At 47.6% G+C, this 20914-nt stretch carries 15 protein-coding genes; 13 read left to right on the forward strand and 2 right to left on the reverse strand.

Annotated features, from left to right (window positions below):
• Nucleotides 1-1244: 1244 nt before the first annotated feature.
• Both HMPREF9944_RS03480 and HMPREF9944_RS03485 read right to left on the reverse strand, forming a co-directional pair.
• Nucleotides 1245-2237 (reverse strand): GNAT family N-acetyltransferase, encoded by a 993-nt coding sequence (locus tag HMPREF9944_RS03480; protein WP_008564473.1) that lies wholly within the window; start codon nt 2235-2237, stop codon nt 1245-1247.
• 40 nt (nt 2238-2277) lie between these two features.
• Entirely contained in the window at nt 2278-3105 is an 828-nt protein-coding gene (locus HMPREF9944_RS03485) for a glycerol acyltransferase (protein WP_044113302.1), read from the reverse strand.
• A 254-nt stretch (nt 3106-3359) separates the two neighbouring features.
• On the opposite strand from HMPREF9944_RS03485, the gene mraZ reads away from it, so the two are divergent.
• The 13 genes from mraZ (at nt 3360) to ftsZ (ending at nt 19906) form a co-directional block, all read left to right on the forward strand.
• A complete protein-coding gene (mraZ, locus tag HMPREF9944_RS03490; RefSeq protein WP_044113303.1) occupies nt 3360-3821 on the forward strand; it encodes a division/cell wall cluster transcriptional repressor MraZ in 462 nt (153 codons plus the stop codon).
• Complete coding sequence (gene rsmH, locus HMPREF9944_RS03495) at nt 3818-4801, forward strand: 16S rRNA (cytosine(1402)-N(4))-methyltransferase RsmH (protein ID WP_008564476.1); 984 nt, start codon at nt 3818-3820, stop codon at nt 4799-4801. The genes mraZ and rsmH overlap by 4 nt, the downstream gene beginning before the upstream one ends.
• Nucleotides 4798-5325 (forward strand): FtsL-like putative cell division protein, encoded by a 528-nt coding sequence (locus HMPREF9944_RS03500; RefSeq protein ID WP_008564477.1) that lies wholly within the window; start codon nt 4798-4800, stop codon nt 5323-5325. Before rsmH ends, HMPREF9944_RS03500 begins: the two co-directional genes overlap by 4 nt.
• Complete coding sequence (locus HMPREF9944_RS03505) at nt 5322-7481, forward strand: penicillin-binding transpeptidase domain-containing protein (RefSeq protein ID WP_044113304.1); 2160 nt, start codon at nt 5322-5324, stop codon at nt 7479-7481. The genes HMPREF9944_RS03500 and HMPREF9944_RS03505 overlap by 4 nt, the downstream gene beginning before the upstream one ends.
• 24 nt (nt 7482-7505) lie before the next feature.
• Complete coding sequence (locus HMPREF9944_RS03510) at nt 7506-8954, forward strand: UDP-N-acetylmuramoyl-L-alanyl-D-glutamate--2,6-diaminopimelate ligase (RefSeq protein ID WP_008564479.1); 1449 nt, start codon at nt 7506-7508, stop codon at nt 8952-8954.
• Nucleotides 8955-8976: 22 nt separating this feature from the next.
• Nucleotides 8977-10245 (forward strand): phospho-N-acetylmuramoyl-pentapeptide-transferase, encoded by a 1269-nt coding sequence (locus HMPREF9944_RS03515; RefSeq protein WP_008564480.1) that lies wholly within the window; start codon nt 8977-8979, stop codon nt 10243-10245.
• 1 nt (nt 10246) lies between these two features.
• A complete protein-coding gene (murD, locus tag HMPREF9944_RS03520; RefSeq protein WP_008564481.1) occupies nt 10247-11578 on the forward strand; it encodes a UDP-N-acetylmuramoyl-L-alanine--D-glutamate ligase in 1332 nt (443 codons plus the stop codon).
• Nucleotides 11579-12118: 540 nt separating this feature from the next.
• The gene (locus tag HMPREF9944_RS03525) at nt 12119-13387 is read left to right on the forward strand and encodes an FtsW/RodA/SpoVE family cell cycle protein (RefSeq protein ID WP_008564482.1); all 1269 of its coding nucleotides are present in this window, start codon (nt 12119-12121) and stop codon (nt 13385-13387) included.
• Between the two features lie 96 nt (nt 13388-13483).
• The gene (murG, locus tag HMPREF9944_RS03530; protein ID WP_008564484.1) at nt 13484-14590 is read left to right on the forward strand and encodes an undecaprenyldiphospho-muramoylpentapeptide beta-N-acetylglucosaminyltransferase; all 1107 of its coding nucleotides are present in this window, start codon (nt 13484-13486) and stop codon (nt 14588-14590) included.
• A 19-nt stretch (nt 14591-14609) separates the two neighbouring features.
• The gene (locus HMPREF9944_RS03535; RefSeq protein ID WP_008564485.1) at nt 14610-15986 is read left to right on the forward strand and encodes a UDP-N-acetylmuramate--L-alanine ligase; all 1377 of its coding nucleotides are present in this window, start codon (nt 14610-14612) and stop codon (nt 15984-15986) included.
• Between the two features lie 14 nt (nt 15987-16000).
• Nucleotides 16001-17071, forward strand: a complete 1071-nt coding sequence (locus tag HMPREF9944_RS03540; protein ID WP_008564487.1) for a cell division protein FtsQ/DivIB — start codon at nt 16001-16003, stop codon at nt 17069-17071.
• A 10-nt stretch (nt 17072-17081) separates the two neighbouring features.
• Complete coding sequence (ftsA, locus tag HMPREF9944_RS03545; protein WP_008564490.1) at nt 17082-18533, forward strand: cell division protein FtsA; 1452 nt, start codon at nt 17082-17084, stop codon at nt 18531-18533.
• A gap of 38 nt (nt 18534-18571) precedes the next feature.
• Nucleotides 18572-19906, forward strand: a complete 1335-nt coding sequence (ftsZ, locus tag HMPREF9944_RS03550) for a cell division protein FtsZ (protein ID WP_008564491.1) — start codon at nt 18572-18574, stop codon at nt 19904-19906.
• Nucleotides 19907-20914 lie beyond the last annotated feature (1008 nt).

Here is a 20914-nt window from a genome sequence, read left to right on the forward strand (position 1 = left end):
AGCCTTGAAGTTTGAACATTGAACTTTAGGCTTTGTCCTATTATAAAATCATTTGTAGGCAGGGGGCATGTAGGGACGCACGGCTCGTGCGTCCGCTCAAATGATATTGCCTTGCTTATCTCCCGTCGTTTGCGCATGATATAGCTTCTTGAGCGGACGCACGAGCCGTGCGGCCCTACATGACGGTAGCGTTTTTGCACGAAACGAACAGAGGTTCATGGGGTAGAATGGTGTCTTTCGGTTTGCTAAACAGGGAGAATGATGTATGAATTAAACGACCATGATAATTCTTTACAAAGTGCTTCGCAGGATTTCAATATTCAAAACGAAAGACCATTTCAGCAGAAATACGACAGTTTTGAGCCTTGTTTGTAAATTATTCTCTATCAACTTGTTGCATAATCTGCAGGAAATCGAGGCATAAAATGGGAAGGAATGGCACTTCAAATTGGTGGGATAAACGTGCAAAATAAGCTGTTTTACACGATGAAATGGGCAATATTGTGTGGTAATAGCACTCCTATTGTACGCTCATATCATTCATATTGTGACACAATATGGCCCATACTGCATCTTCATTCGGGCCGAATAACGGCATGGCTTCTATTTTGTGGTGAAAAAACTTAGGGAAAAATAGTTTCCCGTTTCTAAATGGTGATATCCGAACGTCTTGGTTTTCAGTCATAAAAATCAACAAAACGGAGGTTTGAATGCAGGGTTGCACGCCCTACTTGATGAATCGAGGAATAGAATATGCTTCATATCATGAATGGACCCCACCGGGGTTCTGTTGTTTAGAGGGCAGTGTTGGCATGTAATGCCAACGCTGTCGCCAGGTGAAGTGCACGAAACCAACGCCAAAGGTGTTGCGTTTTCTTCCGATTAATGTTTGGTATTGGCATTTGATATACACAAAAAGATGAAGTTCACATACTAATATGCCACGTTTAGAAAAAGAAAACGCAACACTTACAGCGTTACTTTTATGTGCTTTCTTAGACCGGGTTTCCTTACAGCGTTCGGCAATCCGCCCCTCTAAATCACGAATCCGCAATGTGGATTGTCCATAGTGTACAACCTTACTTTTGAATACTTAAATTTCAAGAAAACTCAAGTTTCTCATTATAACGAGAAACTTAAAGGACTTTCAGCATGTGGATATACAGGTGATGACCCCTATAATATTTCTTGAAACCTATTTGACTTGATGGCTATTTCATGGTTTTTCAAGGCTGATATTGCCTCTACGGTTTGTCTTTATAGATGACCTTGTTGGCCCCGCTCGTGATGTATAGGGCCTCGGGGTGCTCTTTCACGAAGCTGTCGATGTGGCGTACACGTTTGTCTTCAAGGATTTCGTCGACGGCAATGAGTATTCCTGTCTCCTCAACTTCGCCGAAACCGCAGTTGATGGCCGTGCCGAAGAGTTTCATGGTGGGGCTGAGACTCATGTAAGCGTTGACCAATGGGGGAATGTTATAGCCCAAATGGCGTATCTCACGATTAAGAATTCGATAGTCTTTCTTAAAGTCGTTCTCACAGAAAATGGCTGATAATTCGTCCTCAGATGTGTCGATTTTCAATGGCTTTATGGGCACTATTAGGTTGTCTTTATCGTCAAAATGCTTTTTAAGGAAGTAGAGAATCATGTCTCTTCCCTTGCGGATATACGACGGATACATCGTCATTTTGCCGAAGAAATACTTGCACTTAGGGTTGATGATGGTGAGTGCACCGAGTCCATCCCACAGGTTGTCAAGGGCAAAGATGCTCTTGGAATTGGTCCGAACGTTCTGATATTCGAGCGAAACAAAGCTACGTCCCAATTCAACGGTGTAGGGAGCGTATTCCTTCATGAACTGATCGGAGAAGTGAAACATGTGGCTTGTAGCGAGAACGGGCTGGCCCTTGGTATCGATTTTCCAGTCGGAACCGAAGAGATAGCGGTAACCTCCGATGATTTCTTCGGCTTCCGGGTTCCACACGATGAGCTGTTTGCACCCGTTTTCCATCGTGTCGAAGTTGTCTATATCCATGGCTTTTCCCGTGCCTCCGCCTGCAGAACGAAACGCAATTTCACGCAGTCTGCCAATCTCTTTCATCACATTCGGGGCCTCATGAGCCGTTACGATGTAGATTTCATTGTGGCTCTTGTTGGTCATACGAAGCTGACGTTCGGCGGAAAGTTCACGCTTCAGCAGTGCCTTGTCAATCGGCTGGATAATCTCTTCTTCCATTCTCTTTTTCTCTTTTCAGTATATGAAAGTCTGATTGCATTCATTGTAGTTCATAGACGCGGTCTTCTACGAATTCAGCCCATTCCATCGGAGTTCGGCTCTTGTTGAAAGTTTGCCATGGAATTGGCTTCCCTATGGTCACGCGAAAGGTCTTTCCCACGTTCTTATACATCTCATCAACAAGGAAAAGCATGGCTAAATTGAAGGGTAACCAGCGGTCGCTGAACCTCGCAATGCGGTAGAATCGTTCAGAGTTCCGGCCACCGAAGTGGATAGGGACAACGTCTCTGTGGGTCTCAACACTCTTGGTTATGAACGTTTTCTTCCACGGAAGGTCGTGAATTTTGCCGTTAATCTTACGGCTGTTAAGCCCAGCCGGGAACATCAAAAGGTGGTTTTCGCCCTTGAATCCGGCCTCGACCATGCGTGGAAAGTCGCGACTTTGCTTACCGGTTTTATTGATTCCGATGCTCACGGGCTTTAATCCCGGGAGGTTAAGCAGCAGGTCGTTGACCAGATAACGGAACTTTCCGTCATACTGTTTACCGATGATTGAACCGAGTGCAACGCCATCTTGACCGCCCAAAGGGTGATTGGAAACGAACGTATATAGCTTGCCATCGTTCTTATCGGGCAGGTTTTCGATGCCTACAATGTCGAGTTTCATGTCGAGATAACGCACACATTCCGTTAGAAAATCAGTGCCTTCAAGGTGCCGACTCGCCCAAAGAAAGCGGTTCACCTCGTCTTCATGGATGATATGTTTGAGCCAAACGACGAGAAAACGGGGCACATAACGGGCCTTGCTGCCCATTTTCCCTTTCAAGATTCGGTCGATGTCTATCGTTTTCTCTATTTGTTCATCCATGTTTATCATACTAACAAGATGCAAAAATAGCATAAGTTTTTCTAAAAAGTCACTTTTCAAGCCAAAAATATTCATTTTTTACGTTTAGCAAACGATTTCATATTCATTTGAGAAACAAATCGGATTGATTTTGAAATAAATGGAAACGGCATCGCTTTCTCAATTCGGAAAGAAAACAAAAAATAGTGGAGAAAAGTGGGGAAGTGTGGAGTTTTTTATGTAACTTTGGCCCCGAAACATATTATAATGTACGTGTGCGCTTTTTAGGAAACATAGAAGCGAAAGCCGATACGAAGGGAAGGGCCTTTCTGCCGGCCGTGTTTCGCAAGGCACTTCAGGTGTCGGGCGAGGACCGTTTGGTGTTGCGCAAAGACGTATATGAGCAATGTTTGGTGCTTTATCCTGAGCAGGTGTGGAACGAACAGCTTGATATTCTGCGCCAACGGCTCAACAGATGGGACAAGAAACAATGGCAGATTTTCCGCCAGTATGTGTCGGATGCCGAGGTCGTTACGCTAGATGGGAATGGTCGTTTCCTTATTCCGAAGCGGTATTTGAAGCTGGCCGGCATCGAACAAGAGCTGAAGTTCATCGGCGTGGACGACACGATTGAGATATGGAGCAAGGAACGTTGCGATACACCTTTTGTCGAACCGGCCGATTTCGGTAGTGCCTTGCAGGAATTGATGGGGCAGAACGGGGAGGAAACAGAATGAAGCAAGACGGCATGCAAAGGGGAAACGTCCCGAAGATAATACGGACCGTGGAGACATATCATGTGCCGGTACTCTTGAAACAGAGTGTAGACGGGCTGAACATTCAGCCGAATGGTATTTATGTAGACGTTACTTTCGGTGGCGGAGGACATAGTAGTGAGATTTTGTCTCGGCTTGATGGCAAGGCGCATCTGTATGGTTTTGATCAGGATACTGATGCAGAACAGAACATCAATCACAGGGGTGGCACAGGAAAAAGGTTCGTTGACGATATACGCTTCACCTTTGTGAGGAGTAATTTTCGTTATCTGAGAAACTGGATGCACTATTATGGTGTGGTACAGATTGATGGATTACTGGCTGATTTAGGCGTTTCGAGCCATCATTTCGATGATGAAAGCCGTGGCTTTTCCTTTCGTTTTGATGCGCCATTGGACATGCGTATGAACAAAAGAGCAGGCAAAACGGCAGCCGATATCGTGAATGATTATGACGCAGAAGCATTGGCCAACGTGTTCTATCTCTATGGGGAACTGAAGCAATCGCGCCGTATAGCCGCTGCATTATGTACCATGCGGGCACGGAAGCGCATTGCAACAACACAGGAATTCCTGCAGGCTGTGGAACCTATTTTCAGGCGCGAACGTGAGAAAAAAGACATGGCCAAGCTCTTTCAAGCATTGAGAATAGAAGTCAATCACGAGATGGATGCCTTGAAAGAAATGTTGCAATCGGCCACGACATTACTGAAACCGGGAGGTAGGTTGAGTATCATCACCTATCATTCGTTGGAAGACCGTATCGTAAAGAACGTGATGAAGACCGGTAATGCAGAGGGGGAAAGGGTGCAAGACTTCTACGGAAGGGTCGAGACACCGTTCAATATTGTGAACAACAAAGTGATTGTTCCTTCAGAAGATGAACAGCGGGAGAACCCAAGGAGCCGAAGTGCTAAACTAAGAATTGCAGAGAAACGATGAATAACGATATAAATAGCAAAGGAGATAACCGAATCGGACAGCCGAAAACTGCCGGAGGAGTCGGAACGGATGAGGCTGTGAAGACATTACAGGAGTCTGTAAAGGTGAGAAGTGAGGTCAGAACGGCGGTTGATGACAGTGCTCCCACGCTGAAAGAGGTCATTCAAACGCAGGCAACGGAAGAAGAATCGCCACAGGCTTTCAACTTTACTTTGAAGAAAATCCTTGGTGGTGATATCCTGACGACGCAAACTATACGCCATCAGATAGGCGTGTTTCTGCTCATTACGGCCTTCCTTATGGTGTATATTGCCAATCGTTACAGTGTTCAGCACGACTTGATAGAAATCGATAAACTGCAAAATGAATTGCAGGATGCAAAATATAAAGCCCTCTCAAGTAGCAGTCAACTGACGGAAAAGAGCCGTGAGAGCCATGTGTTGGAGCTGTTGAAGCACAACAAGGACAGTGTGTTGAAAATTGCAAGTCAGCCTCCTTATATCATTAATGTGCCGAAAGAATGAGCAAATTTGACAGTAATAAGGTTATGCCGAGGTACAGTGCCATCGCCATTTTAATGACGATGATAGCTGTATTGGTGATAGGCAAGACGCTATATCTTATGACTGCCAAGCGCGATTACTGGTTGAAAGTGGCCGATAGAGTGAAGAAAGACAGTGTAAGCGTAAAGCCGATACGTGGCAATATCCTAAGTTGTGACGGACAATTGATGGCAAGTTCGTTGCCGGAATTCAAGCTCTTTATGGACTTCAAGGCGTTGCATGATGCCAAGAACGATTCTCTTTGGCATACCAAAGTGGACTCCGTTTGCATGGGATTGAACCGTATCTTCCCAGGAAAGTCAGTCGTTGCGTTTAAGAAGGATCTTGCCATGGGGCTCAAAAAGCAAAGTCGTCATTGGCCGATTTGGAGCAAGCGTGTGGACTATAACACGTATATAGAGGTGAAAGCACTACCGATATTTTGTCTTTCTCAAAACAAAAGCGGCTTCCATGTCGAGGAATATAACGCTCGAAAGCGTAGCTATGGTTCGTTAGCAGGACGTACAATTGGGGCCATGTTTGGCGCAAAAGACACTGCCCGCTTTGGTTTGGAGCTTTCTTATGATTCTATTCTTAGAGGTTCAAATGGTATCATTCACCGCAGAAAAGTGCTCAATCGGTTTCTCAATATCATGGATACGCCACCGATAGATGGTGCAGACATCGTGACGACAATCGATGTAGGTATGCAGGATTTAGCCGAACGTTCGGTCATAGAAGAGCTGAAATTAATCAATGGAAACGTGGGGGTTGCCATCGTTATGGAAGTGGAAACGGGCGACATAAAGGCCATTGTTAATATGGAAAAGTGCGTAGATGGCAAGTATAGAGAGATACATAACCATGCCGTTAGCGACCTTCTTGAACCGGGATCTGTGTTCAAAACGGCATCTATCATGACTGCCCTTGACGACGGAGTGGTCGATACAAGCTACCGAGTCAACACGGGAACGGGCATATGGACGATGTATGGACGTGAGATGAAAGACCATAATTGGCGACGAGGTGGCTATGGTGTACTGACATTACCACAGACGTTGATGGTCAGTTCCAATATAGGTGTGAGTCGAATCATCGATGATTATTATCGTAATAACCCTGAAAAGTTCGTTCAAGGCATCTATCGTACGGGACTTGCAGATAATCTTCAAATTCCTTTAGTGGGTGCTTCTCCGGCGCGAATTCGTATGCCTAAGAAGAACGAAAGAGGTGAGTGGGTGAACTGGAGCCACACGGCTTTGCCTTGGATGAGCATTGGATATGAAACACAGGTGCCGCCAATTTCGACGCTAACTTTCTATAATGCGATTGCCAACAACGGTCGCATGATGCGACCACGCTTTGTTAAACAGGTGGTCAAGAACGGAGAAGTGATTATGGATTTTCCACCCGAAGTGATGCGGGCAAGCATTTGTAAGGAGAAGACATTGCGCGAAATACAAACCATTCTCGACCATGTGGTCAGCCAAGGACTTGGAAAGAAGGCCGGTTCTCCCTCATTTCGAGTGGCTGGAAAGACGGGAACGGCACAGATGTCAAAGGGAGCTCAGGGTTATAAAAGCGGCGGAACTAATTATCTTTTGAGTTTTGCCGGTTATTTTCCTGCTGATGCTCCGCGCTATAGTTGCATCGTTTGTATTCAGAAATCGGGGCTTCCGGCCAGCGGAGGTGGCATGAGTGGTGTCGTATTCCACAATATCGCAGAAGGCATTATGGCCCAAAGTCTGAAGTTAGATGTGGTAGATGCCCGCGATGCTTCATCGATATTGGTTCCCGATGTGAAAGCCGGTAACATTCTTGCTGCCGACTATGTGCTCAGTCATTTGGGCATTTCCACCAACAAGAACTGGAGTGGTAGCTATGCAGATGGTAATCCTGTTTGGGGAAAGGCAGAGAGTAAGAACCACAATAACACGGTTTTTTTGGTGCGAGAACGCATACATCGCTCTAAATATGTCCCTGACGTAACCGGCATGGGGGCCCGCGATGCCGTCTATCTTTTGGAAAGTCGTGGCGTAAAGACAACCGTTTTAGGACGTGGAAAGGTGATTCAACAAAGTTTGGAACCTGGCCATTTCATCAAGAAGGGGGAAAAAATAACCCTCGTTTTGGATTAAAAAGAAACAGCAATACATGAGAATATGAAACTAAACGAAGTCCTCAAGAACATCCATCCGATAAAGATTGTCGGTGATGCCGAAGTAGAAATCACGGGTGTGAACATTGATTCGCGCAGGATTAAAGCCGGTCATCTGTTCATAGCCATGAAAGGTACGCAAGTAGACGGCCATCAATTCATTGCCAAAGCCATAGAACTCGGGGGCAAATCCATTCTTTGCGAAGACCTTCCCGAGCCGGTTGGGGGCGTAACCTATGTGCAGGTAGCCTCTACGGAAGATGCTGCCGGCAAGGTTGCAACGCTTTTTTACGGCGATCCTTCAAGAAAATTGAAGCTCGTCGGCGTGACGGGAACGAACGGAAAGACCACGATTGCCACCTTATTATATAATATGTTCCGTAAGTTTGGCCATAAGGTCGGCTTGCTTTCTACGGTATGTAATTATGTAGATGACCAGCCTATACCGGCCGATCACACAACTCCTGACCCCATAGAACTCAACGAATTGTTGGCCAAGATGGTCGAGGCCGGCTGCGAATATGCCTTTATGGAGTGCTCCAGTCATGCTATCCACCAGAAGCGTATCGGCGGACTGAAGTTCGCAGGTGGCTTGTTTACCAATCTCACCCGCGACCATTTGGACTATCATAAGACGTTCGAAAACTACCGTAATGCCAAGAAAGCCTTCTTCGATGGCTTGCCTAAAGACGCTTTTGCCATTACCAATGCCGACGATAAGAACGGAATGGTGATGGTACAGAACACCAAAGCAACCGTCAAGACCTATTCAACTCGCACACTGGCCGACTTCCGCGCCCGCATATTGGAGTGTCATTTCGAAGGTATGTACCTTGAGATTGACGGCCGGGAAGTCGGTGTTCAGTTCATTGGCAAGTTCAATGTGAGCAATATTCTGGCCGTTTATGGCGCAGCAGTCATGCTGGGCAAGAAGCCCGAAGATATATTGTTGGTGCTCAGTACGCTGCATAGTGTCAGCGGACGTCTTGAACCTATCCGGTCACCCGAGGGCTTTACGGCCATCGTTGACTATGCCCATACGCCCGATGCACTGGCAAATGTGCTCAATGCCATACACGAAGTGCTCGACGGAAAGGGTCATGTCATCACCGTATGTGGCGCAGGTGGCAACCGTGATAAGGGCAAACGACCTCTTATGGCACAAGAAGCTGTGAGGCAAAGTGACAGGGTTATCATCACCAGTGACAATCCCCGTTTCGAGGAACCGCAGGCGATTATCAACGATATGCTGGCCGGATTGAATGACCAACAGCTGCGGAAAGTCATCTCCATCGTCGACCGTAAGGAGGCCATTCGAACGGCTTGTATGATGGCAAAGCGTGGAGATGTGGTGCTTGTTGCAGGAAAAGGCCACGAAGACTATCAGGAAATCAAGGGCGTGAAGCATCATTTCGACGACAAGGAAGTGCTCCACGACATCTTCAAAGCATAAATCGGTTTCTAAAATCAATAACATGTTGTACTATCTTTTCAGGTTTCTTGAGCAATACGGCATCAGTGGTTCCCACATGTGGGGCTATATTTCGTTCCGTGCGCTGCTCGCTTTGATTCTTTCGCTGGCCATTTCAGCATGGTTTGGTGAGAAGTTTATCAAGTATTTGAAGGCGAAACAGATTACCGAAACCCAGCGCGATGCGTCCATAGATCCCTTTGGTGTGAAGAAAATCGGCGTGCCTTCGATGGGCGGAGTCATTATTATTATGTCCATACTTGTGCCGGTTTTGCTCTTAGGACGACTGCGTAACATCTATTTGATACTGATGATCATCACCACTGTTTGGCTGGGGTTCCTCGGTGGAATGGACGATTATATCAAGATATTCCGCCGCGATAAGGAGGGATTGAAAGGCAAATACAAAATCATCGGACAGGTTGGTATCGGCCTTATCGTGGGACTTGTGCTGTGGATGTCGCCCGATGTGAAGATGAACGAGAATATCGCCATCGAGCGACAGGGCCGGGAAATGGTCGTCAAGCACCGGGCCGAAGCCCACAAATCATTGAAGACAACCATTCCGTTTGTGAAAGGTCATAACCTCAGCTACAGCAATCTGATGAGTTTCTGCGGTCGTCATAAGGTGGCGGCAGGCTGGATTCTCTTCGTCATCATGACCATCTTGGTAGTGACGGCCGTCAGCAACGGGGCCAATCTCAACGATGGTATGGACGGAATGTGTGCCGGAAACTCGGCCATCATTGGCGTTGCGCTCGGTATTTTGGCCTATGTGAGCAGTCATATTCAGCTTGCTGCCTACCTCAATATCATGTATATACCCCAGAGCGAAGAGCTGGTTGTCTTCCTAAGTGCCTTTATTGGGGCGCTAATAGGCTTCCTTTGGTACAACGCTTACCCTGCACAAGTGTTCATGGGTGACACGGGATCGCTGACCATTGGCGGCGTTATTGCAGTGAGTGCCATTATCATTCACAAGGAATTATTGCTGCCCATACTTTGCGGAATCTTCTTTGTTGAAAGCCTAAGTGTCATCATTCAGGTTTACTATTACAAAATAGGTAAGCATCGAGGCATCAAACAACGCGTGTTCAAACGGACACCCATACACGACAATTTCCGCGTCACCGACGACCAACTCGACCCGGATTGCAAGTATCTTTTGACGCGTCCACACAGCGCAAAGCATGAATCAAAGATCACCATTCGCTTTTGGATCATCACGATTATCCTTGCTGCACTCACCATCATCACCCTAAAAGTCAGATAATATGAGTAGAATCGTTATATTAGGTGCCGGTGAAAGCGGTGCCGGAGCAGCCGTTTTGGCTCGCAAAAAAGGTTTCGATGTGTTCGTTTCCGACATGTCGGAGATTAAGGATAAATATAAGAAACTCCTCGACGACCACGGCATTGCGTGGGAAGAAGGGCAGCACACGGAAGCCAAAATCCTCAAAGCCGACGAAGTAATCAAGAGTCCCGGTATTCCGAAAGAGGCGCCGATGGTGCGCAAACTCATGGCTCAAGGCACGCATATCATCAGCGAAATAGAGTTCGCGGGACGCTATACGCGGTCCAAAATGGTGTGTATCACGGGCAGTAATGGCAAAACCACAACCACTTCTCTCATCTTTCATATCTTCAAATCTGCGGGATATGACGTTGGATTGGCAGGCAATATCGGTCGGAGTTTGGCCCTTCAAGTGGCCGAAGATCCGCATGATTACTACGTCATAGAGCTGAGTAGTTTCCAATTGGATAACATGTATGACTTCCATGCCAACATCGCTATACTCCTCAATATCACTCCCGATCATCTCGATCGTTACGAAAACAAGTTCGAGAACTACGCCGATGCGAAGATGCGTATCCTCCAAAATCAAACCCCGAATGATAGCTTTATCTATTGGAACGACGACCCTGTGATTCGCAAAGAGCTTGAAAAGTTCGAGATAAAAGCCGTGGCTTGTCCGTTTTCAGAGCTGAAAGAGAAAGGCTCCATCGGCTATATCGAGAGTGGAGAATACCGACTTGAGTATCCCACTCCATTCAATATGGAGCAGGAAGAGCTGTCACTTACGGGCAAACATAACATCTATAACAGTCTTGCAGCAGGCCTTGCAGGAAACATTGCCGGCATAAAAAAGGAGATAATCCGCAAGAGTCTGGGCGACTTTCCGGGCGTGGAACACCGCTTGGAAAAGGTATGCAAGGTCGGAGGCGTGCAGTATATCAACGACTCGAAGGCCACGAATGTCGATGCATGTTGGTATGCTTTGGAGAGCATGACAACGCCGACAGTCCTCATTCTGGGTGGAAAAGACAAGGGAAACGACTATACTCCCATCAAAGAACTCGTGAAAAAGAAGTGTCGGGGCCTTGTTTATCTCGGTGCCGACAACCAAAAACTGCACGATAACTTCGACAGTTTGGGGCTCCCGGTCCGTGACACGCACAGTATGGAAGACTGCGTTCGGGCCTGTAACGAAATGGCGCAGCCGGGCGACACTGTGCTCCTGAGTCCCTGTTGTGCCAGCTTCGACCTGTTCCACAACATGGAAGAGCGAGGCAATATGTTTAAGGAAATGGTGAGAGGGCTGTAGAAAAGGAATATAAAGCCTCCTCCCAACACCCTCTCTAATACCCACCCTAACCCTCCTAAAGGGAGGGAGAACGAGTAGAGGGAGCCTCCCCCAACCCCTCCAAAGGAGGGGAGAGTGAGGTTGGGGCAATACTTTTGAGAAAGGGTTCCTAAGCAATTGGTTTGCAGTTATATAGAAACAACGTTGCAATATAGGCCATATTGGCGTGCAATATGGGTGATATTGGGCAGTAAAATGGCTGATATCATCGCACAAAATGGGGCATATTGGAAGACGAAATGGCCCATATTAGACGACAAGGTGTAATATATTGATTATCAATCACCGCGGAATTTAATTCATAACTCACCGTATTTAATTTACAAGATATAATGTTTAATTCATAACTCACAATGCATCATTCATAATCAAAGCCCTGCAAGCTCGCTCTCCCCTCCTTTGGAGGGGGCGGGGGAGGCTTCCTCTGTTCGCATTCCCTCCCTTTGGGAGGGTCGGGGTGGGTGTTTGGAGGGCCGGAGTGGGTATTATTTTTTATAACTGATGAACAATAAAACGCTAAGTAATATCTTCAAGGGAGACAAGGTCGTCTGGATGATCTTCTTCTTTCTGTGCATTATCAGCGTCGTAGAGGTGTTTTCGGCCTCTTCAGAGCTTACGTATAAGGGAGGAAGTTACTTCTCTCCGCTCATCAAACACATAGGAATTCTGTTCTTAGGTATATGCTGTATGATCGTAACATTGAACATTCAGTGCAAGTATTTCAAGGCAGTTACCCCCTTTATGTTACCCATTTCGTTCATCAGTTTGATTTGGGTTCTCTTCGCAGGTCAGGCAACCAACGGCGCACAACGATGGGTTAGCTTCGTCGGAATCCAGTTCCAACCCTCGGAAATAGCCAAAGGTACGCTCGTATTGGCAACGGCTCAGATCCTCAGTGCCATGCAAACTGACCACGGAGCCGACCAAAGAGCCTTCAAATTCATACTCATTGTGTGTGGCTTTATCATTCCTCTTATCGGCATGGAAAACCTTTCCACGGCCGCATTGTTGTGCGTTGTCATCTTCTTGTTGATGGTTATCGGACGCGTACCCATGCGACAATTGGGCAAACTCGTGGGCATTACGGCGAGCTTCATGCTGGTTGTTTTCGCCGGAATCATGCTGATTGGCAAGGACAATACGCAGGAAAATACCGACAAGAAACTGACAGAACAGGTGAAAGACGACCGTGAAGAGGGCGCATTGGGCAAGATATTCCACCGCGCCGACACGTGGAAATCGCGCATAGACAAGTTTGCTTCGCCCAAGGAACCCACGCCCGAAGAGGTCGATTTGGACAAGGATGCGCAGGTGGCCCATGCAAATATCGCCATTGCTTCGGCCAATGTGGTGGGCAAAGGTCCGGGAAACAGTGTCGAACGCGACTTCCTTTCGCAGGCGTTCTCCGACTTCATCTATGCCATCATCATTGAGGAATTGGGCATAGAAGGGGCCGTTGCCGTGGCTGTTCTCTACATTATGCTCCTCTTTCGCACGGGTCGTATCGCCAGCCGATGCGAGAATAATTTTCCAGCCTTGCTGGCCATGGGACTCGCTTTGCTGCTCGTGTCGCAGGCTTTATTCAACATGTGCGTGGCCGTTGGGCTTGTTCCGGTCACCGGGCAGCCTCTTCCGCTCATCAGCAAGGGTGGAACATCGTCGATGATCAACTGCATCTACGTGGGAGTTATCCTGAGTGTGAGCCGCTCGGCCAAGAAGAAAGGCGAGTCTCCGAAGCCAAAACCGCAGCCGGTTGCAGCACAGGCGTGATGCGCGTCGGGCCGTCTTTAACAATAAATAGAATGCAAAATGAATATAAACTAAAAAAAATCATTACTTTTGCACTATCATATTAAATCGTGAGAAATGGATAATGAGTTGAGAATCATCATTAGTGGAGGCGGAACGGGAGGCCATATCTTCCCGGCAATCTCCATTGCCAATGCCATCAAGGCTAAGCGACCGGATGCCAATATACTCTTTGTGGGAGCCTTGGGACGTATGGAAATGCAGCGTGTTCCGGCTGCCGGATACGAGATAAAGGGGCTTCCTATCTGCGGTTTCGACCGCAAACACCTGCTTAAGAACTTCATTGTGCTCTTCAAAATCTTGAGGAGCGAGTGCATGGCCCGCGGAATTGTACGTCGTTTCAAGCCGATGGCGGCCGTCGGAGTGGGCGGATATGCCAGCGGTCCCATGTTGAATGTGTGCGCAAAGTGGGGTATTCCGTGCCTGATTCAGGAGCAAAACTCCTACGCCGGCGTCACAAATAAACTCTTATCCAAGAAAGCCGAGAAGATATGTGTGGCCTATGAGGGAATGGAACGCTTCTTTCCTGCCGACAAAATCATATTGACCGGCAATCCTGTTCGGCAGAACGTGCTCGACTCAAAATACTCCGTTGCAGAGGCACGGCAGCTGTTCGGGCTCGCTCCCGACATGAAAACGATTCTCATCGTGGGTGGAAGTCTGGGCGCACGTACCATCAATGAGAGCATATTGCAGCATCTTGACCTCGTCGGACAGAGCGATGTTCAGTTCATTTGGCAGACAGGTAAGGTGTATTATGAAGCCATTAAGGAACGGTTAGAGGGTGAGGAACTGCCCAATCTTCGGGCAATCGACTTCATCAGCGACATGGGAGCAGCCTACAAAGCAGCCGACCTTGTCATCAGTCGTGCAGGGGCGAGCAGCATCAGTGAGTTCTGTTTGATAGGCAAACCCGTTGTCCTTGTGCCCTCGCCCAACGTGGCCGAAGACCATCAAACCAAGAATGCCATGGCCTTGGTCAATAAGAATGCGGCCCTATATGTAAAAGACAGCGAGGCCGCCGACGTGCTTTTGCGGACGGCAATCCAGGCCGTCGGCGACGAAGCCAAGCTGAAAGCACTGGAAGAAAACATATTGAAACTCGGATTAAAGGACTCCGCCGACATCATTGCCGACGAAGTCATCAAGTTAGCAACAAGATAAAGACAGCAAAAAGAAATATATGGAACTGAAAGATATAAAGGCCTTGTACTTCATCGGGGCCGGAGGAATTGGCATGAGTGCCCTTGCAAGATACTTCATCAAGCGGGGATTGGTGGTCGCGGGCTATGACAAGACACCGTCGGCCCTCACACATCAGCTTGAAAAAGAGGGCATGTTGCTTCACTATGAAGAGAATATCGACGAGATACCGCACGCCTGCAAGAACCCACAAACGACGTTGGTGGTCTATACTCCCGCCATTCCTGCGGAGCATCAAGAGCTGAAGTTCTTCCAAGAAAGAGGATTTGTAATCCAGAAACGCGCACAGGTTTTGGGCACATTGACCCGCAGTCACAAGGGATTATGCTTTGCCGGGACGCACGGAAAGACTACAACTTCGACGATGTGTGCGCATATCATGCACCAGAGTCACATCGGTTGCAACGCTTTCCTTGGTGGAATATCGAAGAACTACGGTACGAATTACATTCTTTCAGACAGCGATTACGTCGTCATAGAGGCCGATGAGTTCGACAGAAGCTTTCATTGGCTGCGCCCATGGATGAGTGTTATCACCGCAACCGACCCCGATCACCTAGACATCTACGGTACAAAAGCGGCCTATCTTGAAAGCTTTCGCCACTATACGGAGCTTATTCAGCCCGGCGGAGCACTTGTTATTCACAAGGATTTGGAGATGAAACCGAACGTACAAGCAGGCGTTAAAGTGTATGAATACAGCCGTGAAGCGGGCGATTTCCATGCAGAAAACATCACAATAGAGAACGGAGAAATCAGCTTCGACTTTGTTTCTCCGATTGAAAACGTTGGGAATATCGTCCTTGGACAACCCATTCCGATTAACATCGAGAATGGGATTGCGGCCATGGCTATGGCACAATTGAATGGATGTACAGCCGAAGAGCTACGCTATGGCATGCGGACTTACAATGGTGTTGAGCGTAGGTTCGACTTCAAAATCAAGAATAATAGGCACGTGTTCCTGTCAGATTACGGGCATCACCCCAAGGAAGTGTTGCAGAGTGCCAAGAGTTTGAGGGAGCTTTTCAAGGGCCGTAAGCTCACAGCCATCTTCCAACCGCATCTCTATACGCGTACGCGTGACTTCTATCATGAGTTTGCCGACGCGCTGAGTTTGTTCGATGAGGTGGTCTTAACGGAGATTTATCCGGCGCGAGAAGAGCCAATCGAGGGCGTGACAAGCAGGCTTATCTATGACAATCTCAAGCCCGGTGTGGAGAAATCTCTGATAAAAAAGGACGAAGTTCTCGACTATGTGAAGGGTCACGACTTTGATGTGCTCGTGGTTCTTGGCGCAGGTAACCTCGAAAACTACGTGCCGCAGATTGCCAAAATCATTGAAAGTAAAACATAAAAACGGCCTGACGAATGCGCATAAACTGGAAAAAGACTTTCATCGTTGCGTCAGATATGCTCATTGGAACATATCTGATACTGGCCTTTACGGCCTTTAATAAGCCCGATGAGACAGTCCGTTTGTGCACAAAAGTAAACATCAACATTCAGGATGAGGCCACCAATGGCTTCATCAACACCCGGGAAATCAAGGAAAGATTGGAGAAAACGCATCTCTATCCGCTTGAAAAACCGATGAAGTATGTGGACCTTCGCAAGATGGAAGAGACGCTAACGGCCAGTCCTTTCGTGAAAACGGCCCAGTGTTATAAGACACAAAGCGGCGAAGTGAACATTGCGTTGACCCAGCGAATGCCTGTCGTCAGAATCAAAGCCGCCAATGGCGACGACTATTATCTGGACGACAACGACTGCATCATGCCCAATTCGCATTACACTTCCGACCTGATCATTGCCACAGGAAACATCAATAAGCGGTTTGCCACCGAATATATATCGCCTTTAAGCAAGGAGTTGATGTCTCAAGAACTGTGGCGTAACCAGATTGAACAAATCAATGTGCTACCCGATTTAGGCGTCGAACTGGTGCCAAGAGTGGGAGATCACATTGTTTATTTGGGCCGGCTTCCGTCCCTAAAGAGCAGAGCCAAGCGCATGGAAGCTGTGACTTCGTTTGTCGATAAGAAGATGAATCGCCTTGAAAAGTTCTATAAATACGGGCTTTCGCAAGCCGGTTGGAACCGCTATAGCTACATCAATCTCGAGTTCGATAACCAGATTATCTGCAAACGAAAAGACGGAAAGCGCGACGAAACGGAGAGTGTTGCTGAGGCAGTTGCAGAGAGTGACGCTGTAGGAGGGGTGATCGATGCCCATGATCTCGAACAAGAAGAGGCTCCAGTTGCGGCTCCCGGGACCGCAAAAACAAAGACCGAGCCGAAGAAAAAGGCTGCAGAGGACAAGCGAGATGAGGCTAAAACGTCTGCGAAAAAAGCCGAACCGAAGAAGAACAAAGCCTCGGAAAAGTCAGAAAATGGGCCAAAGAAGCCCGAAGAAAAGAAGAAACAGAAGTTGAATAGATAAAGAAAAGAGCATGGCAGAATTTATTGTTGCTATCGAACTGGGGTCAACCAAGATCACCGGTATAGCCGGAAAGAAGAACCTCGACGGCAGTATTACGGTGTTGGCTGTAGTCAGAGAAGACTCCACACAGTGCATTCGCAAGGGCGTTGTGTATAACATTGACAAGACCGTGCAGTGTCTTTCCAATATCATCACGAAACTCAAGACTGCTCTGAGGACCGATATTGCCCATGTGTATGTGGGCGTTGGCGGGCAATCCATACGCAGTGTGCGCAACGTTATCGTGAAGGAAGTTCCCGAAGATACGGTAGTTTCGCAGGAAATGGTCAATCAATTGATGGATGCCAATCGCATGATGAGCTATCCGGACCGCGAGATTTTAGAGGCAGCCACACAGGAATACAAACTCGATCAACAGTATCAACTCGACCCGGTCGGCATACAATGCAACCGTTTGGAAGGCAATTTCCTCAACATTCTGTGGCATAAAACCTTCTATCGCAACCTCAACAAGTGTTTCGATCAGGCCGGTATAGCTATCGCCGAGATGTATCTTGCCCCGATGGTGCTGGCAGATAGCGTGCTGAGCGAGGCCGAAAAGCGGTCCGGTTGCGTGCTGGTTGACCTCGGAGCAGAGAGCACTACGGTCTCCGTTTACTACAAAAATATTCTCCGTCACCTGGCCGTTATCCCGTTGGGTGGCAACAACATCACCAAAGACATCGCCTCTTTGCAGATGGAAGAGGCTGATGCCGAAAAGATGAAGCTCAAATATGCCAGTGCATATACAGACAACAACGACATCGATAACAGCCTGATGCTCTCCATAGATGCCGAACGTCAGGTTGAAAGTCGCAAGTTTATAGAGGTCGTTGAGGCCCGTGTTGAGGAGATAATCGAGAATGTTTGGTTCCAAGTTCCAGCCGAATATGCCGACAATCTCTTGGGGGGTATCATTCTTACCGGAGGCGGATCGAACCTCAAAAACATTGAGATTGCGTTCCGAAATCACACACATATCGACAAAATTCGCATAGCTAAGTTTGTCACATTGACCATAAATTCAACGAATGATGCCATCAATGCGCATGACGGAACGATGAATACTGTGCTCGGAATTCTGGCAAAAGGCGACATGAATTGCGCCGGACCGGAAATCAACAGCGACCTTTTCACCGGCGCACCCGAGGCGAAAACCACCGCAACCACAGACGAACTGCACCAGAAAGCACGCACGTTGAACGAGACAACCGGCAGCGGAGTGGTGCGCACGGAGGCCGAAAAGCAAAAGGCCGAGGCCGAGGAACGCCGCAGGAAAGACGAAGAATTGGAGGCTGAACGCGAGGCTTTGCGTGCAGAAGAGGCCCGCTTGGCTAAGGAAAGAAGGGAAAACAGCACCTCTCATAAAATCTTCAGAGAGCTCAAGAACTTCTTTGGTAAGATGATTTCTGAAGATGAATAAGCAGTAAAATAGTTTCGGATATATAATCATTTGACGTTATGATTGACACAAATAACAAGCCGACGGAATTGGATTTCGTGGAACCTGAAAAGGAAAGCAGCATCATCAAGGTGATAGGAGTAGGCGGTGGAGGCGGCAATGCCGTTAATCATATGTACCGAGAAGGCATACATGAGGTGTCATTCGTGCTCTGTAATACCGACCGACAAGCCCTTAACAACTCGCCAGTTCCCGTGCACTTGCAACTTGGAAAAGAAGGTCTTGGCGCGGGAAACAGGCCCGAGAAAGCCCGTCAGGCAGCCGAAGAGACCATCGATGACATCAAGTATATGCTCGGAGACGGCACACGAATGGCCTTCATCACGGCCGGAATGGGGGGCGGAACGGGCACCGGTGCGGCGCCGGTTATTGCTCGTGTGTCCAAAGAATTAGACATCTTGACGGTCGGTATCGTTACGATTCCGTTCCGTTTCGAGGGCGATCGCAAGATTGATCAGGCACTCGACGGGGTCGAAGAGATGGCAAAACACGTCGATGCCCTGCTGGTTGTCAACAATGAACGGCTGCGAGAGATTTATCCCGACCTTACGCTTCTCGACGCATTCGGCAAAGCCGACGACACATTAAGCGTGGCTGCGAAGAGCATTGCAGAGATTATTACCTACGACGGTTATATGAATCTCGACTTCAACGATGTGAAAACGGTCCTTAAAGACGGTGGCGTGGCTATCATGAGCACGGGATACGGCGAGGGAGAAAACCGTGTGAAGCATGCCATAGAAGATGCCCTTAACTCGCCGTTGCTCAACGACAACGACATCTTCAACGCCAAAAAGATACTCCTGAGCATTGGATTCAGCAACGAAAAGAACGAGAAGTCGGGCCTGATGATGGAAGAAATGAACGATGTCAACGACTTCATGGCGAAGTTCGGCAGCGACTTTGAAATCAAATGGGGGCTGGCTATCGACCCCGAATTGGGCCAGAAAGTGAAGGTGACCCTCCTTGCCACCGGCTTCGGAATAGAAGATGTGGACGGCATGGACAGTCATCTGAAGAAGCATACGCAGGAAGAAGCCGACCGAATGGCACAGGAAGAGGAACGCCGGGCAGAGCGCGATGAGCGTCGAGGTCACTACTATGGCAACATCGGAAAGAACAACCAATACAAGCGTCGCCCTCGTATATTCCTCTTCAGGCCCGAAGATCTCGACAATGAAGACGTCATTCTCGCCGTCGAAAGCACTCCCACTTACAAGCGCACCAGCCAGATGTTGGAGGAAATACGTAATCAGGCAGCCGGCAATCAGGTGACTAAGAGCGACGAAAAAAGCGGGGGTGAGCCGACACAAACCGTTATCAGTTTCACATAAACGGCTATCCGGATTTACATGAACAGTAATCCTGCTTTCCAATCTCACCCATATTGCACGATAAAATGGGTGAGATTGCGCAGTAATATGGGCCATATTGTGCGGCAATATGGGTGAGATTGGAAAGCAAGATATAAGTTGTTGATTTTCAATAGCCTTTGAATAGATTTCAAAGGTTGCCTGTTAACGGCCGATTCTACTGCCGCATATTTTTGGAAGAACCTGTCCCGGTTTTAAAAACGGCCTGTTTACGGTCGATTACTGACCACTCGTCACCCCGTAAATAGGTCTACTTATCAACTATATTGAGGGGACGCACGAACCGTGCGTCCCTACATTCCCCTCACATACTGCCTGTTTTCGTATGTAAATGCTATAAACATGTAGGGACGCACGGCTCGTGCGTCCGCTCAAACGGCCTGTTTATGGCCGATGATTGCCTACTCGTCAACCCATAAATTGGTCTACTTATCAACTATATTGGGTGGACGCACGAACCGTGCGTCCCTACATTCCCCTCATATACTGCCTGTTTTTGAGTGTAAAACGCTATAAGTATGTAGGGACGCACGGCTCGTGCGTCCGCTCAAGCAGCCTGTTAACACTCTTTTGTTTTTTGATATTGACAGCACAAAACGCTTCAATGCGGTAGTTAAAACTTTTAATTCGTAACAAAAATGCAGGAAAAAGCAAGTGATTATGTTAAATTCAAGGTCTGAAACTAACTTTTTGCAGAAAAAGTTTGGCTATATTCTAAACATTATTTAATTTTGTGACTGTTTAGCATAACGCGTTTAAGATATTTTTATTAATTGAATAGAGAACAAGCTCATTTCATTTCTGCATTCCAATATGCGTAGATAAAGTTGACTTCCGGCCAAAGTTCGTTCGTAAAACGGCTTCGCTTCCGTGCCGGACAGAAAGATGAAGCCTGCCGGATATAGAGACGGGGCGGCCCAAAAAGTTGAGCAAAGAAAAGACAAACATTATAATTAAATTAAACAAAGA

This window comes from Segatella maculosa OT 289 (assembly GCF_000243015.1).
GTDB lineage: Bacteria > Bacteroidota > Bacteroidia > Bacteroidales > Bacteroidaceae > Prevotella > Prevotella maculosa.